The organism is Mesorhizobium sp. USDA 3734 (assembly GCF_056279665.1).
Window position 1 is genome coordinate 2,895,165 of record NZ_JBWCCW010000001.1, and the last position, 15,407, is coordinate 2,910,571.

Annotated in this window: 18 protein-coding genes; 9 read left to right on the forward strand and 9 right to left on the reverse strand. The window is 60.5% G+C overall.

Translation table 11 applies throughout. The features are described 5' to 3' along the window. Positions 1 to 81 precede the first annotated feature (81 nt). Together ACZ89F_RS13830 and ACZ89F_RS13835 are read left to right on the forward strand one after the other, a co-directional pair. Positions 82 to 1,719: a CTP synthase gene (locus ACZ89F_RS13830; RefSeq protein WP_013531733.1), complete on the forward strand. Its 1,638-nt coding sequence runs from the start codon at positions 82 to 84 to the stop codon at positions 1,717 to 1,719. Positions 1,720 to 1,736: 17 nt separating this feature from the next. Then, positions 1,737 to 2,282 (forward strand): DUF1697 domain-containing protein, encoded by a 546-nt coding sequence (locus ACZ89F_RS13835; RefSeq protein ID WP_476092405.1) that lies wholly within the window; start codon positions 1,737 to 1,739, stop codon positions 2,280 to 2,282. A 60-nt stretch (positions 2,283 to 2,342) separates the two neighbouring features. Here ACZ89F_RS13835 and ACZ89F_RS13840 read toward each other — a convergent pair whose 3' ends face one another. Continuing rightward, a complete protein-coding gene (locus tag ACZ89F_RS13840; protein WP_476092407.1) occupies positions 2,343 to 3,800 on the reverse strand; it encodes an NCS1 family nucleobase:cation symporter-1 in 1,458 nt (485 codons plus the stop codon). A 368-nt stretch (positions 3,801 to 4,168) separates the two neighbouring features. On the opposite strand from ACZ89F_RS13840, the gene ACZ89F_RS13845 reads away from it, so the two are divergent. Beyond that, positions 4,169 to 4,633, forward strand: a complete 465-nt coding sequence (locus ACZ89F_RS13845; protein WP_476092408.1) for a DUF982 domain-containing protein — start codon at positions 4,169 to 4,171, stop codon at positions 4,631 to 4,633. A 12-nt stretch (positions 4,634 to 4,645) separates the two neighbouring features. After that, complete coding sequence (locus ACZ89F_RS13850) at positions 4,646 to 4,900, forward strand: hypothetical protein (RefSeq protein ID WP_476092409.1); 255 nt, start codon at positions 4,646 to 4,648, stop codon at positions 4,898 to 4,900. 6 nt (positions 4,901 to 4,906) lie between these two features. Here the strand turns inward: ACZ89F_RS13850 and ACZ89F_RS13855 are convergent, their stop codons facing one another. The 4 genes from ACZ89F_RS13855 to ACZ89F_RS13870 all read right to left on the reverse strand — a co-directional run bounded on the left by ACZ89F_RS13855 (position 4,907) and on the right by ACZ89F_RS13870 (position 7,901). Beyond that, the gene (locus tag ACZ89F_RS13855) at positions 4,907 to 5,353 is read right to left on the reverse strand and encodes a pyridoxamine 5'-phosphate oxidase family protein (protein ID WP_476092410.1); all 447 of its coding nucleotides are present in this window, start codon (positions 5,351 to 5,353) and stop codon (positions 4,907 to 4,909) included. 16 nt (positions 5,354 to 5,369) lie between these two features. Beyond that, entirely contained in the window at positions 5,370 to 5,600 is a 231-nt protein-coding gene (locus tag ACZ89F_RS13860; protein ID WP_476092411.1) for a hypothetical protein, read from the reverse strand. 146 nt (positions 5,601 to 5,746) lie between these two features. After that, entirely contained in the window at positions 5,747 to 6,361 is a 615-nt protein-coding gene (gene fixJ, locus ACZ89F_RS13865) for a response regulator FixJ (RefSeq protein ID WP_476092412.1), read from the reverse strand. Further along, positions 6,351 to 7,901, reverse strand: coding sequence for a PAS domain S-box protein (locus ACZ89F_RS13870; protein WP_476092413.1), 1,551 nt, complete (start codon positions 7,899 to 7,901; stop codon positions 6,351 to 6,353). The genes fixJ and ACZ89F_RS13870 overlap by 11 nt, the downstream gene beginning before the upstream one ends. A 192-nt stretch (positions 7,902 to 8,093) precedes the next feature. Between ACZ89F_RS13870 and ACZ89F_RS13875 the strand changes: the two genes are divergently transcribed. Further along, positions 8,094 to 8,906, forward strand: a complete 813-nt coding sequence (locus tag ACZ89F_RS13875; protein ID WP_476092415.1) for a universal stress protein — start codon at positions 8,094 to 8,096, stop codon at positions 8,904 to 8,906. 281 nt (positions 8,907 to 9,187) lie between these two features. Then, positions 9,188 to 9,457 (forward strand): DUF6455 family protein, encoded by a 270-nt coding sequence (locus ACZ89F_RS13880; protein ID WP_476092416.1) that lies wholly within the window; start codon positions 9,188 to 9,190, stop codon positions 9,455 to 9,457. Between the two features lie 59 nt (positions 9,458 to 9,516). Here the strand turns inward: ACZ89F_RS13880 and ACZ89F_RS13885 are convergent, their stop codons facing one another. Beyond that, positions 9,517 to 10,215 (reverse strand): CBS domain-containing protein, encoded by a 699-nt coding sequence (locus tag ACZ89F_RS13885; RefSeq protein WP_476092418.1) that lies wholly within the window; start codon positions 10,213 to 10,215, stop codon positions 9,517 to 9,519. Positions 10,216 to 10,363: 148 nt separating this feature from the next. Between ACZ89F_RS13885 and ACZ89F_RS13890 the strand changes: the two genes are divergently transcribed. Next, positions 10,364 to 10,579, forward strand: a complete 216-nt coding sequence (locus ACZ89F_RS13890; RefSeq protein WP_476092420.1) for a DUF1858 domain-containing protein — start codon at positions 10,364 to 10,366, stop codon at positions 10,577 to 10,579. A 3-nt stretch (positions 10,580 to 10,582) separates the two neighbouring features. Here ACZ89F_RS13890 and ACZ89F_RS13895 read toward each other — a convergent pair whose 3' ends face one another. Next, positions 10,583 to 11,284 carry a Crp/Fnr family transcriptional regulator gene (locus tag ACZ89F_RS13895; protein WP_476097279.1) on the reverse strand — a complete coding sequence of 234 codons (702 nt, stop codon included), beginning with the start codon at positions 11,282 to 11,284 and terminating at the stop codon, positions 10,583 to 10,585. Between the two features lie 147 nt (positions 11,285 to 11,431). Here ACZ89F_RS13895 and ACZ89F_RS13900 point away from each other — a divergent pair, with 147 nt between their 5' ends. Continuing rightward, positions 11,432 to 11,869 carry a pseudoazurin gene (locus ACZ89F_RS13900; protein WP_476092421.1) on the forward strand — a complete coding sequence of 146 codons (438 nt, stop codon included), beginning with the start codon at positions 11,432 to 11,434 and terminating at the stop codon, positions 11,867 to 11,869. Between the two features lie 103 nt (positions 11,870 to 11,972). After that, positions 11,973 to 13,148 (forward strand): NnrS family protein, encoded by a 1,176-nt coding sequence (locus ACZ89F_RS13905; protein ID WP_476092422.1) that lies wholly within the window; start codon positions 11,973 to 11,975, stop codon positions 13,146 to 13,148. Positions 13,149 to 13,208: 60 nt separating this feature from the next. Here ACZ89F_RS13905 and ACZ89F_RS13910 read toward each other — a convergent pair whose 3' ends face one another. Further along, the gene (locus tag ACZ89F_RS13910) at positions 13,209 to 14,078 is read right to left on the reverse strand and encodes an SUMF1/EgtB/PvdO family nonheme iron enzyme (RefSeq protein ID WP_476092423.1); all 870 of its coding nucleotides are present in this window, start codon (positions 14,076 to 14,078) and stop codon (positions 13,209 to 13,211) included. A 52-nt stretch (positions 14,079 to 14,130) separates the two neighbouring features. Further along, positions 14,131 to 15,237 carry a copper-containing nitrite reductase gene (gene nirK / locus ACZ89F_RS13915; RefSeq protein WP_476092425.1) on the reverse strand — a complete coding sequence of 369 codons (1,107 nt, stop codon included), beginning with the start codon at positions 15,235 to 15,237 and terminating at the stop codon, positions 14,131 to 14,133. Between the last annotated feature and the right edge of the window lie 170 nt (positions 15,238 to 15,407).

Genomic DNA, 15,407 nt, shown 5'->3' on the forward strand with positions numbered 1-15,407 from the left:
ATCTTGGTCCAAGCGCCTTCTTGGGAAAAAACCTTCGCGGCGGTTTTTTCTCTGGCGGAATCAATCCGGCCGCGTTAAGCGATGACTCCCATGGCGCGATATGTATTCATCACAGGCGGCGTGGTTTCCTCACTTGGAAAAGGCATAGCCGCAGCGGCCCTTGGGGCTCTCCTGCAGGCGCGAGGCTATCGCGCACGCATCAAAAAACTCGATCCTTATCTCAATGTCGATCCGGGCACGATGTCGCCGTACCAGCATGGCGAGGTTTTCGTCACCGACGACGGTGCGGAAACCGATCTCGATCTTGGCCATTACGAGCGCTTCACAGGCCGCTCCGCCAATCAGCAGGACAACATCACCACCGGGCGGATCTACAAGAACATCATCGAGCGCGAGCGGCGCGGCGACTATCTCGGCGCCACCGTGCAGGTCATTCCGCACGTCACCGACGAGATCAAGAATTTCGTCCTCAACGGCAATGACGACTATGATTTCGTGCTGTGCGAGATTGGCGGCACGGTGGGCGACATCGAGGCGATGCCGTTCCTCGAGGCTATACGCCAGCTCGGCAACGACCTGCCGCGCAACAACGCCGTCTACGTCCATCTGACGCTGATGCCCTACATCCCCACGGCGGGCGAGCTGAAGACCAAGCCGACCCAGCATTCGGTCAAGGAACTGCGCGGCATCGGCATCGCGCCCGACATCCTGCTGGTCCGCGCCGACCGCGCCATCCCCAAGGAAGAGCGCAGAAAGCTGTCGCTGTTCTGCAATGTGCGCGAGAGTGCCGTGATCCAGGCGCTCGACGTACCGCATATCTACGATGTGCCGATGGCCTACCATAAGGAAGGGCTCGATTCGGAAGTGCTGGCCGCCTTCGGCATTGATCCGGCGCCGAAGCCGCGCATGGAGCCCTGGCAGGCGGTATCCAACCGCATCCACAATCCGGAAGGCGAGGTGACCATTGCAGTGGTCGGCAAATATACCGGCCTCAAGGATGCGTACAAATCGCTGATCGAGGCGCTGTCGCATGGCGGCCTGGCCAACCACGTCAAGGTCAAGCTCGACTGGATCGAATCGGAGATCTTCGAAAAGGAGGATCCGACGCCCTGGCTGGAAAAGGTGCATGGCATCCTGGTTCCCGGCGGCTTTGGCGAGCGCGGTTCCGAAGGCAAGATCCTGGCGGCGAAATTCGCGCGTGAGCGGAAAGTGCCGTATTTCGGCATCTGCTTCGGCATGCAGATGGCTTGCATCGAGGCGGCGCGGTCGCTGGCCGGCGTCGAGCATGCGTCTTCGACCGAGTTCGGCCCGACCGAGGAGCCGGTTGTCGGCCTGATGACCGAATGGCTGAAAGGCAACATGCTGGAGAAGCGCCGGGAAACCGGCGACCTCGGCGGCACGATGCGGCTCGGCGCCTATCAGGCCGAGCTCGCCAAGGGGTCCAAGATCGCCGAGATTTATGGCGACACGCAGATTTCCGAGCGCCATCGCCATCGCTACGAGGTCAATGTCGACTACAAGGAACGGCTCGAGGATTGCGGCTTGGTGTTTGCCGGCATGTCGCCCGACGGCGTGCTGCCGGAGACGGTCGAGTATCCCGACCATCCCTGGTTCATCGGCGTGCAGTATCACCCGGAACTGAAAAGCCGGCCGCTCGACCCGCATCCGCTGTTCGCCAGCTTCATCGAGGCGGCGGTGGAGCAGAGCCGGCTGGTGTAGCGACCTGCCTGGCGGCAATGCGGACCTATGTCGCGCTGCTCTACAGCATCATCCTTAGCGAAGGACGCCGGCTCGTCATGGCCGACCTCAAGGCCATGGCTGAAGAGCTCGAGCTGAAGAACCCGCGCACGCTGGTGGCGACAGGCAATTTGGTCTTCGAGGCGCCGGCGACTGATATCGCCGGTCTGGAACAGCGGCTGGAATCAGCCTTTGAAAAAACCTTCGGCCGCCATGTCGACATCATCGTGCGTGGCGCCGAGGACTGGCTGGAGCTTGCCGCGGCCAATCCGTTCCCGGCCGAATCTGCCGAGGCAGGCGATCAGGTGGCTGTACGGGTGATGCGCAAGCCTGCACCCATGGAGGCCGTGACGGGGCTTCAGGCCTATGCCGACGAGGACGAGAAAGTGACGTCGGTCGGCGGCAACATCTGGGTCGTCTTTTCGCGCGAGAGGCCAAGCTCTCGACTGCTCGCGGCGATGAACCACAAGCGCATGGGCACAGGCACGTCGCGCAACTGGAACACCGTGCGCAGATTGGCCGAGATGGTAGGCAGTAGGCAGTAGGCAGTAGGCAGTAGGGAAGCAGTTCTCTACTTCCTAGCGCTACTGCCTACTCCCTCATTTTCAAGCCTTTGCCGTCTTCACTCCGGCGCCGAGGGCGGCGGTGCGCAACACGTAGTAGATGATGCCGGCAATCGCCACGCCGAAGAACCAACCATAGACTCCCCACCAGGACGGCAGCCAGTTGGTGAAGTTCGGCAGGATCGATGAGAAGATGGCGCCGATGCCAGCGGCGATGAAGGCGTTGACGTGCCAGCCGCCCTGGAAGCGGAACTCGCCGTCCTCACGATAGAGCGCCTCGACGTCGACCTCACCCTTCCGGATCAGGTAGTAGTCGACCATCATCACGCCGAAGATCGGCCCCATCGTCGCGCCGATGATGTTGACGAAGGAGGCGGCACTGCCTTCCCACGGTGCGAAGGGATAGAGCAGCAGGGCGATCACGGCCGCGATGTAGCCCCCCTTCTTGAAGTCGATCTGCCTGGGAAAGACGTTGGAGAAGTCGAAGGCCGGCGAGACGAAGTTTGCCACCACGTTGATGCCGAGGGTTGCTACTGCAAAGGTCAAGGCTGCGAGCGCTGCCAGGAACCAGCTGTCGAATTTCGCCGAGATCTGGTCGGGATGCAGCAGCACTTCGCCATAGACGTCAAAGGCGGCAATGGTGGTGACGCCGGCGACCAGCGAGAACAGGATCAGGTTGATCGGCAAGCCCCAGATGTTGCCCTTGCGCAGCGATGCCTTGTCTGGCGCGTAACGGGCGAAATCGCAGAAATTGAGATAGAGCGCGGAAAAGTAGGTGACCCAGATCGCCGCCACCGCAAACAGCGATGTCCACGAACCCGGCGTGCCGGGCACGCCCGCATCCTTGGTCTTGTCCAGCAGCACATCCATCGGGATGTCGCTGGTGAAGGCAAATCTCCCGGATTTGACGCAGAGATAGATCGCCAGCACCAGCATCATCACCCAGACCGCTGGCCCGGCCCAGTCCTGAAAGCGGCGCACTGTTTCCATGCCGTTCTGGATGATCAGCAGTTGCAGCGCCCAGATGACCACGAAACAGATCACTTCGAGGCCGGTATGGCCGAGGAAATGCGTGCTGGCGTTGAAGTCGGCAAACCATTGTGAGCGGATCAAAAGCGCCACGATGGCGCCGGAGGCGGCGGCCGTCTGTGCGCCATACCAGAAGCAGGCGACGACGGCCCGCACCAGTGCCGGTATGTTGGCGCCCCAGATGCCGAAAGAGGCGCGGGCAAGCACGGGGTAGGGCACGCCGGTCTTGACCCCAGCATAGCCGACCATGTTCATCATCACGTAGATGATCAGCGAACCGATGCCGATGGCGATGATGAAGTTGACGAAGCCGCCGCAGAACAGGAACAGGCTGGCGGCGAGGTAGTAGCCCCAGAGGCTGTGAACGTCCGACGTCCACACGTTGAAGATCGAGAATGGTCCCCAGTTTCGGATTTTTGCCGGAGCCAGATCCTCGTTGTACAGATCAGGCGATGCGCCCTGTATGGTCACTGCGATGTCCTCCCCTTGATGACCACGCACTTTCGCGCGTTGGCCGCGCAGGTTAAGCCTGACGCGGGGGAACCGACAAGCAACCTATTTGCCGGCTTTGGCCTTAAAGATATTCAATGAGAACTGCGATTATCGATGCGACTCGATGGTGGGTCACCGTTGAAACCCACCACGGATGATTCGAATTTCGCTGGTGTTTCAGTCTAAGCGGTGGCTCCCGACATCTCCGGTATCCGGGTCCATCTAAGCGATGGCCATCACCCGCTTGTGGTCCGCGACTTCGGCGAGCAACCAATCCTGAAACAGGCCGGTGCCGGGCTTGTTGCCGATGCTAGGACGCTGAATGCAGGTAAATGCCGGCCGGGTAGGTGTGGCGGGCACGAAACGGAACGACAAGTTTGCCTTGCTGCAGAAGATCCGGTCGCAAAGACAAATTTTTTAAAGATTCCATTTTCTGCGTGGAACCAACTGGCAGATGGCGCGTTTGGTGGGGTTCGATCGAGCGCATCGCGGTCGACCGGGAGGAAACGATGGATTACTTGCATTTCTTTTCGCCTGTGCGGATTTCGCGCGGGCAGGGACATCCTGCTGAAGAAATCGATAGTGTTGCCGAGGCCATGGTGTTCTTGCGGAAATGGCCGACGGGACGGCGCGGTCCGGTCTATCGGTGCGCGCTGAATTGCTGCTCGGCCGCCTTGTCGGGCCAGATGTCGGCCGAGGAAGCAAGGAGAGCATTCACAGGTTTTGCCCGCATCACGCGCCTTCTCGATGATGACATGGCGCTGCCGGTGGCTGGCGAAAGCATGGCAAGCGTTTACGCGCTGCGGCGGTAGGCGCCTGTTGTCTTGACGGTGTTGCAAGGTCTCGCGCCATGGCGGCGCGGGTCCTGCGCCGTTGCGGATGCCAGTCGTCAATACCCCGAGGATGATCGCCTTCGTATCCGCGGTTCATTCGCTCATATTGTGAAGAGCATCGTGCTTGACGATTTCGACGCCGCGCAGGTTGAGCAGGCGGATGACGCCCCAGGGGTGGATTTCCGCGCCGGCGGGATAGAAACTGAGTGGTTGCAGCAGCGCGGGCTCGAAAGCCTCCGGCAGTGAAGACAGCTATTCACTTGCTTCGCGGCCCGACACCTGCTCGATCAAGATACGGAAGAAAACGTGGGGTGCGCTGTCCGACACCGGAGGCATGACCGGCTTGAGGGCGCCGGGCTCCCACCAGTCCGCATGCTTGCTCAGCACAGACCACGCACGGTCGCGCTCGAGCTTATGGCCAATCCGGTCCGGCAGTTCCTCATAGCGGCCATCGACGACAACGCTTCTCCAGCCTCGCCCCTGGCCGTGTTCACCCACCTGGACGGACACCAGTGGATTGGCGCGCATCCAGTCGATCTTCTTGCCGGGCATGGAAAACGCGTAGAGGTGATTGTCGGCGTGCGCATAGTGCACAGGCACCACGTAGGGCTGCCCGTCCTTCGCGCATGCCAGATGGCCGACACGGTTGGCGGTCAGCAATTTCGTGCATTCCAAGGCGGGTAATGTGCGGATCAGCATGTGCGATCTCCTGAGTTCATTGGTCGTTCCACAGACTGTTGGCCCAGTCGCCGGGGCGGTCATTGATCGCGATCAAGGAGGCTTGCCGTTCGCGCGCAGCGGCATAAGCGGCAATTTCGGAAAAATGATTCAAATCAAGGCGCTGCTTGCCGCTTCCCCCGATCATGGGGAGATGTGGAAGCCAATCCTGAGCGCTCCGTTTGGTCACGAACTCGAACTCGCCGTCTTCGACGAGGACGGTGAACATGCGCTCGTATTTCCCTGCACAAAGGAGCGGCAGGGTTGGAAGAACGCCGGGACTGGCGTGCGCGTCGATATCCGCCCGACCCATTGGCGTTACTGGAAGTCGAAGACAGTGCCGACAGACGACGGCAAGTCTGTCGGGGACGCTTGCTAGGGTTTGGATTCCACAATCAACGCCATGCGCACGAGATGCGACAGGCTGCCCGCGGCCATCTTGCTCATGACATTGGCGCGGTGGATCTCGACCGTGCGCGGGCTGATGCCCAGATCATAGGCGATCGTCTTGTTCGGCAGACCCGACACGAGCCCGTCCAGAACCTGACGCTCCCGCTCCGAAAGTGTGGCCAGGCGCCCGTGGATTTCCGCGGATTGCGGATGCGTTGCACCTACCTGATCGCGGTTGTCCAACGCCGAGCGGATCGCATCGATCAAAACCTGGTCGTCGAACGGTTTTTCAATGAAGTCGGAAGCGCCTTCCTTCATCGCCTGAACGGCCAGCGCCACATCGGCGTGCCCCGTCATGACGATCACCGGGAGTGTATGGGAGCGCATTCTGAGCTGGCGTAGCAACTCGATACCGTCAATGCCCGGCATGCGCACGTCGGTCACGATGCAACCGTCGATCTGGCCTGTCGCCGTGGACAGAAATGCCGTGGCCGATTCATGCAGGCGCACGGCGAAGTCGGCCGTTCCTAGAAGAAAGCCAAGCGATTTGCGGACGTCCACATCGTCGTCGACCACATGCACGACATCGTTACCGGCCATTGGCAACCTCTTCCCTTTCAACGATCCGCAAGGTGAAGCGGAAAGCTGTCCCTCCGCCGGGGACGGCTTCCGCCCAGATGTGGCCGCCATGCGACTCGACGATGGTACGGCAAATGGAAAGACCGACACCCATGCCCTGCTTCTTGGTGGTGACAAAGGGTTGGAAAAGCTGGGCCGAGACTTCCGGCGCAATCCCTGTGCCCGTATCGATCACGCTTACCTCAGCCATCCCGTCATTCCGGGCGACGGTCATGACGTGCAATTCGCGGCGCGGCACACCTTGCATGGCCTCCACCGCGTTGCGCATCAGATTCAGCAGAACCTGCTGGATCTGGATGCGGTCGGTCAGGACCAGTTCTGCGGCGGGATCAAGCTTGTAGCTGACGTGCATATCGATTTCCCGTGCACCGACCAAAGCAAGTGAGGAGGCTTCCTCGATCAGCACCGGCAGATGCTCGACCTGACGCTCGCTCTCGCCTCTCGCGACGAAGTCCCTGAGATGTCGAATGACATCTCCGGCCCGCAACGCCTGCTCGGCGGCCTTTTCGACGGCCTCACGCAGCATCGGCGCGTGCTCTTCGGTGCTCTTCTCGAGCAGCCGGCGGCTGCCCTTGAGGTAGTTCGTGATGGCGGTGAGCGGCTGGTTGATCTCATGTGCAAGCGTCGAAGCCATTTCGCCGAGCGCGGTGAATCGCGCCATGTGGAGCAGCTCCAGCTGCTGCTCCTGGATTCGCGCTTCCGCCCTGTGGCGCTCGGTCAGGTCGCGGCAAAAGCCGGTAAAGAAGCGCCCGGTCCCAGGATTCATCTCGCCGACGGAAAGCTCCATCGGAAAGGTCGAGCCATCCTTGCGCATCCCGGTGACGGTGCGGCCAAGCCCGATGATCCGCCGCTCTCCCGTCGTCAGGTAGCGATGAAGATAGGCGTCATGCTCGCCACGATAGGGCGACGGCATCAACATGTTGACGTTTTTGCCGATGACTTCGCTTGACTGATAGCCAAAAAGCGTTTCGGCAGCGGTGCTGAAGGATTGGATCCGGCCTTGTTCGTCGATGACGACCATTGCGTCAGGCACAGTCGCCAGGATCGAACGCAAATGATCTTCGCGCAATTGAAGCGCAGCGTTTGCGAAGGAAAGCTCGCTGACGTCGGTGCCTTCTACAAAGATGGCCGTAATGCGGCCATCGTCGGCCTTGATGGGCTGATAGACGAAATCGAGAATGCGCTCTTCGGCAGGTTCGTCATCCTTGCGCAGCGCGACTTTCACTGCCCGTCCCCTGTACGGCTCACCCGTTTCATAAACCTGGTCCAGTAGTTCGTAGAACCCTTGACCTTCGAGCTCGGGAAGGGCCTCCCGCACGGACTTTCCAATCACTTGCCTGTGGCCGATCAGCCGTTGGTAGGCAGTATTGGTCAGTTCGAAGACATGATTTGGCTCACTCATGAGAGCCATGAAGCTCGGAGCCTGTTCGAACATTTGCGATAGGACTGTCTTAAGCGTCGTCCCGCCGGCCGACAAAATAAGCGCTTCGTCTTGGCTCACCTGAGATCCCTGGATTCGATACGCCTACAAGAAAGGCTAACTACCACTTCTCTCCATACACGCAAAACGGATCGAGGCCGACGTTTTCGCATGCAGATGCAATTGGCCGGTTCCTTGACGCGCATCAAAGCCTCGGGCGCTGGCGAATGCAATTCATCGCGCATTCGACGGTTCCAGTGAAAGGCGCCTGCAATGTCCTACAAGTCGATTATCGTGAACCTCGCGGTAGATGCTTCCCCCGTGCCCATAGTGAAGTTGGGGATCGAGCTCGCGGAACGGTTTGGCGCCCGTCTCATCGGTCTGGCGGCTGCGGATGTTCCGCCCTTGGTCGCGACAGGCGACGGCATGGTCTACGAAGGGGAGATCATGCAGATCCAGCGCACGGAAATCGAAAAGCGGCTTGCCGAACTGCGTGCTGAATTCGAAAGACTGGTTCCGGCTTCGATCCTTAGCGAATGGGGACAAGCTGTTTGCAGCCCAACCCGCTTCCTGAGTGTTTCGGCCCGAGCCGCCGATCTTGTCGTTACCGGCAGCGAGAAAGGGGAAAATGTCTTTCGCGCAGTGGACGTCGGCAGCCTTGTGCTCGGTACTGGACGGCCGGTCCTGGTCGCCGCGAGCAATGTCGAACATGTCATGGCGAAAACCGTGCTGGTTGCCTGGAAAGACACGAGGGAAGCGCGGCGGGCGACAGCAGATGCGTTGCCCCTTCTGGCCAAGGCCAACGAAGTCGTCGTTGCCACAATCGATACGGACCGCGACGAGAGCATCCGCGACAGTCTCGCCGATGTCGCGGTTTTTCTGGAACATCACGGCATTATGGCACGAACCGAACTGATTGCCGGCGAGGCTGACGGTGATCAGTTGCTGACATTTGCGCGGTCAATCCATGCGGACCTGATCGTCTCGGGTGCCTATGGGCACAGCCGTCTGCGGGAATGGGCGTTCGGCGGGGTGACGCGCTCGCTGATTGAAGAGAGCGGCATCAACCGCTTCATGTCGTATTGATGGGTCGACGTCCCTAGTATTTCACCGTTTCACGGAAACGGCGAACCGCTCTATCTCCTTTCTTGGAGCAATTCCCAAGGGAAAGCGCTACGCGCTTTTCCCGGGAAACCGTTTCACACTTTTCCCGGAATTGCTCTAGCGACCGAGAGCTCAGCAGGTCCTTAGGACCTTCAATCTGTCCCTTTCGCCGCCTTGGCTTGGCAACGGCTTCGTCTGTTGATCGAGATCAAGTCGTCGGCTGCCTGCATGGCTATGATTCTCAGAAGGCAGGAGTGACCAAGATGAGCTTTCTCGATTACCTGATTTCAGTCGACGCCAGGGCCGCCTTGATGGGGCGCATGATGCGGACGCTGGGTGTCGACAGGCAGTTGAAAGTGGTGCCGGACCATGCAGCCGTCACCGATCGGGCGGTCAACCGCTGCCGATCCTGCGGCCATCAGGACGAATGCTCGACTTGGCTCGACCAAAACGAGCAAGCTGATGCTCCGCCAGATTATTGCCGCAACCACGACCTGATCGCACGGCTGCAGCATGCGGCCGGCCAGCGTTAGAGCGTCCTGCGGCTACGCACACAGTTCGCCCCAGGAAAATGCTGGTGATCGTCCCTTGGCTACGAGACCAGGATGACGGACAAGGGCTCGGCGCAAAATAGATCGTCCTCAACGCCTTTGACGCCGGCGACGTTTTCGGCCGCGACGATGGCTGCCTGGCGCTCGCGTTCGTCGAAGATGGCGCCGCCCAGTTTTACGATCCCTTTGTCGACAGTGACATTGATCAGGTCCTTGCCAGCCCATTTCTGCGCTGCAAGCTCCGCGACGATGCTCTGGCGTATCTGTTCGTCGTCAATGGCCGTCGGGGTTGAGGCTGGCTGCGTGTGCAGCAGCGCACGAAGAAGATCGGAGCGGGCAATCACGCCGACAACTTTACCGCCGTCGACGATCGGGACGCGTTTGATGCGGTGATGCGTCATCAGTTCGACAACCTCGGCAAGCGATGCATTGGGGGATGCCGTGACGACGCTGTCGGTCATCACCTCCTCGACCCGCCGTCCGTTGGCGAGGACATATTCTTCTGCAACTCTTCCCGGGCTGACAAGAAATTCCAGCCAGCGCGGGCGCTTGCGCTGCGTGCCCAGTTCTCCGCGGCGCAGGAAATCTCCTTCGCTGATAATGCCCACCAGCGCACCGTCGCTGCGAATGACGGGAAGCCCGCTGATCTTGCTGGAGAGCATCAATCCGGCCGCATCGGCGATCGACGCAGACGGATCTATTGCAACGACCGGCGTGGTCATTATGGTTTTGGCTTGCATACCAACCTCCTCAGACACTTTAATCCCTATTTATCGAGGTTACGCGCGCCGTGTCTTGATCTGAATCATTTTTTAAATTGCGAAAGCGCAACGAGGGCGGTCCGAACGAGATTTATGAAGAGGCTTCGCAAAGAGCGGAGACTTCATCGTGAAGCAGCGCAGTTCGATCAGTCCGGACACGGTCGTCGACGAGATCATGAGGAAATGGCCGGCAACGGTGGCAGTGGTGTTGAGATACAAGATGCTCTGCGTCGGCTGTCCGATCGGTACATTCCATACCGTGGCCGAAGCATGCCGGGAACATCAGATCGACGAGACCCGCTTCATTCTGGACCTGGAATCGGCTGTTCGAGGAGAACAGTGAGGATCACCCCTTGTCCCGGTTCTCGGCCAGAACCACAAGGCGATGCGCATCCTTGACGGTGACTTTCTGGCGCCCGCTGACGATGATCCCCTTCTCCTCCCACTTGCTGAGGAGCCGGCTAACGGTGTGAAGCGTCGTCCCTGTCATCTCGGCAATGTCCTGCCTCGAGATCGGGAAGTCGATTTCGATGCCGCCATCGGTCTTTCGGCCGGTCTGGTTCGCCAGTCGCAGCAGCGCATGCGCAACCCGCTGCTCCACCTGTTCCGTTGACATCTCCACCACCCGCGTCTGGGTCTCCTGCAGCCTGGTTCCAACCGTCCTGTAGGTGGTTGCTCCAAACACCGGGAACCGACGCGCCAGCTCCGGCCAAAGAGCGTTGGGCCAGGCCAGCACCACGCAATCCACCGCCGCGACAGCACTGGCGGGGTAGGTCGTCCGGCCAAGGGCTGCGGCGACGCCAAAGATCTCGCCTTCGCTGATGTATCTGGCGATGACCTGCTGTCCATCCGGTGTGGTGCGGACGACGCGTATGTGCCCGGCGATCAGCACGAAGAAGGAGTGGGCCTCTGCCTCCTGCTCGAAGATCGTTGAGTCCTTGGCATAGCGTGACGATCGAGCGTTTGTGAGAATCTCGCTTTGCTCTTCGGGCGCCAGCCCTTGGAAGAGGGGCAGCCGCGATATCAGCGATCGGTCCAGCGCAACCAAGCGAATTTCCTCACGGCCCTTCCGCACCAATCGTGCAGATGCCCTTTCTTATCCCGAGTTTGCGCCAGCGCAAATTGTCTCCGGCCGCATCAGGCTAAATGGGACGGAACGGCGCAATGCCGCGAAGACGAAACAAAGGACAAATCGATGAAACTCTCCATCCTCGCCGCCGCAATCTCCATCCTGGCGCTGGCCAGCGGCGCAAGCGCCGAAGAGCATGTGGTGCAAATGCTCAACAAGGGCGAAAAGGGCGCCATGGTTTTCCAGCCGGCCTTCGTCAAGGCAGCCCCCGGAGACACCGTCAAGTTCGTGCCGACCGACAAGACGCATGATGCCGAGTCTATCAAGGGCATGCTTCCGGATGGCGCCGAAGCCTTCAAGGGAAAGCCCAACGAGGAGATTACCGTCACGCTGACCCAGGAAGGTGTGTACGGCGTCAAATGCGCGCCTCACTACGGCATGGGCATGGTCGCTCTGATCGTTGTCGGCAAGCCGGTCAACCTCGACGCAGCCAAGACGGTCAAACATGCGGGGAAGGCAAAGACGGTGTTTGCCGACCTGTTCAGCCAAATCCCGGCCAACTGACCGGCAATCGATACAGCCATGCCTGTCCACAAAGGGGCGGGCGCGGGCCGGACGAACCGAGGGCGGCGGTTCATCCGGCCCTGTTCATTTGGAGACGCAGATCATGGGAATTCCACGCCTGCGGGCCTACACTGGGCCCGCATTTCTTTCCTACGGATTCAGGCCCTTCTTCTTCCTCGGGTCGCTGTATGCCACGCTCTCCATTCTGCTTTGGCTACCGATCTATGCCGGCGAACTCGATGCCCACAGTGCGTTCGTTGCCGTCGACTGGCACATTCACGAGATGCTGTTCGGCTATCTGCCGGCGATCGTTACCGGGTTCCTGCTGACCGCCATCCCGAACTGGACCGGCCGGCTGCCCGTGCAAGGCTTGCCGCTGCTGGCGCTGGTGGTCTTGTGGCTTGCTGGGCGCGCGGCTGTTTTCTTCTCGGCGGATATCGGCTGGGAAGCAGCGGCCGTGATCGATAGCTGCTTTCTGCTTGCTGTCGCTGCCGCGGCGGCCCGCGAGATCGTCGCGGGACGGAACTGGCGCAATCTCAAGGTGCTGCTGCCGCTTGCCGTCCTGGCGTGCGCCAACGGCGTGTTCCATATCGAGGCGCACCTTCAAGGCACATCCGACATCAGCCGCAGGCTCGGTATGGCCGCGGCGATTGTGCTCATCTCGCTGATCGGTGGGCGCATCATTCCGAGCTTCACGCGCAACTGGCTCGTTCGCGAAAATCCTGGCAGGCTGCCCGCGCCGTTCGGCCGTTTTGACATCGTATCGATAGCCATCTCAGCTATTGCGCTGGGAGCATGGACGTTCGCCCCCGACAACCGCGCCTCGGGAGTGCTTATGGCCGTCGCTGCAATCTGCCAGGCGTGGCGTCTGTCGCGCTGGGCTGGCGAACGCACATTGCGGGATCCGCTCGTGCTCATCCTCCATCTTGCATATGCCTTCGTGCCGATCGGCCTCGCCCTTATATCGGCTTCGATCTTCTTTCCTTCCGCCGTGCCAGCTGCTGCGGGGTTCCACGCGCTCGGAACGGGTGCGGTCGGCGCCATGACGCTTGCCGTGATGACCCGCGCAACACTCGGGCATACAGGAAGAACGCTCAAGGCTGGGAACGGCGCCTCGTTCATCTTCGTGGCCATCCTGCTCGCGGGAACATTGAGAATCCTGGCCGCCTTCGTCCCCTCAGGCGCGGTGATCGATATGGCCGGGGCCGCATGGGTGGCTGCATTCGTCGGCTTCCTGCTGATTCACGGAACCGCGTTGACGACACCCAAGGCACGGTGAGGCGAGGGCGGCGGGGGGGCTCGCGAAGGTCGAGATGACGTGGCCCGCTATTCCTGCTTTTCAGACGATGCCAAGCCAGCCAAGGATCCGGCCTGCCCATCCCAAATGGTCCCGGACCAATCTGAATCCCAGATTGTCGGGAGGCGTGCCAACGGCACAGCCTCCGCTTTTCCCGTCACTGACGAAGTTCGACATGTAGGCTCTGTGAAGCCCTTCAAGGACGTGGACGCCGCAATTATCGACCGAACTCGCAACACCGCTTCCATCCGCAGCCAACGTGGTGCGGACATAGCAGGTCGAAGTCCACTCCCAGACGTTGCCGGAAAAGTCGGCGAGGCCCAGGGAATTGAAACCAAACGAGCCACGGCTTTTGGGCATCGGGTCCGGTTTGCGATTGAGGTCCACCTCGGCCTTGTAGCTGGTGAGCCATCGTCTGGCTGGGTTGCTGGCGTCGTTTTCGACACCCTCGAATTCGCCTGCGAACCGCTCCGCCGCGGCAAACGCCCACTCCTCGTCGGATGGCAGCCGCCATTGGTCGCCGGTCACTTGCGAATACCACCGGGCGTAGGCATTGGCATCGAGATAGCTCACTCCGGTGACGGGAGCATTGCTCGGGATCGCGCGCGTCTCCTGTGCCGGCTGACAGCCGCCAGCCGATACGCAGTCCGCATAGTCGGCCGCGCCGACCTGATAGGCCATGATTTCGAGAGGTCTGTCGAGTTGCCGCTCGAGGCGGGGATTGCCTTGCGGGCGTCCCTCTTTCAGGAACTCGCCCGGAGTCGGATAGATGATCGAACCGGAAAGCAAGACAACCGTCATAGCGATGGGGTGGGGTTGTCGATCCCCGAAGACCGCCTGTAGCGAGAGCCCTACCGGAACAGCAGCGACGGCCAGGGCGACCGGCAGAACCTTCAGGATGAAAAGAGACATGGCTTTTGTCCATGCCCGGACAGCGATGCTGTCCGGGCAAATTGGAGTGCCGTCAGTTGGTGGCTATGGGTTTGGGCGCCTCGACCTGCGTCATCAGGTCGTCATCCCACTCGCCTTCGACCATGAAGTGAGCGGTCGCTCCGAGTTCCACAGCCTCAATCAGATTGTGATTGACGTAGGCGTAGACACCCGGCTGCAGGAACGTATAGAGGGCCGAGCCCGCCGAACCGCCGCGGATGAACCAGGTTTCCAGGTCCTTGGCCGGCGGGTTGGCGAATTTGCCCTGTTCCCAGACATAGTCGCCATGACCGCCGATCAGATGCGGCCGCGTATCGCGGTTGGCCTGTGAATGGACGATCAACACGGTCTCGCCGACTTTGGCTTTCATCGCGTTGTCGCCGGTCAGGGAACCGACCTTGCCGTTGAACACGACATGCGTCGGGATCAGTCCGCGCATGACCTTGACGATGTCGTCGTACCCGTCACCGGCCGATTCGTAGTTCTTGAAGTTGCCCTTCTCGTCGCGCGGAATGTAGAAGTCGTTCTCGCCGATGTAGAAGATCTTGTCGTATTTTACCGGTTCGCCCTTGTCGTTCCTGAGCCCATCGCGCGGCAGGACCATGATTGCGCCGCTCATGCCCGAGACGACATGCCAAGGGATCATGGCGCCACCAGGTGCGCAATGATAGACGAATGTTCCCGTTCGCGTCGCCTTGAAGCGCAAGGTCACCTGTTCGCCGGGATTGATCAGCGTGAGACCGCCGCCGCCCAGAGCGCCCGTCGCGGCGTGGAAGTCGATGTTGTGGGCGAGTGAGTTGGTGTCGGGATTGATGAGCGTCAGCTCCAGATAGTCGTCCTGATGCACGACCATCAGCGGGCCGGGGATCGAGCCGTTGTAGGTCATCGCATTGAGCGTCGTGCCGTCGGCATCGATGACGACAGGCTTTTCCTCGATCGTCATGGTGAACTCGACGATCTTCGGCCCACCCTTGGCGACCTGATCGTGCGGATGCACAAACGGCGGTGCCACAAGCGCGATCTTTTCGCGCGCGAGCCCTCGAATGTCCGCCTTTGTCGCAGTTGCCGAAAATGCGGGCAGTGCTGCCACGGCGGCAGCGCCAATCGCTGCCCCGAACAGAGCTTCACGTCGCGTGATCATGTCAGTCTCCTATCTCTCAACCGTTGCGGATGAGCAGAACCTAGCTGACCTGACGCAGCGTTTCTTTGCGCTGGCGCAAATTGGTGGAGTTCTTTTTTTGGGACGCAAGAGCCTCGGATACATCGATCTAGCCCGTCATAGTCAAGGTGGAGACGGTCGTGTCCGGTTAT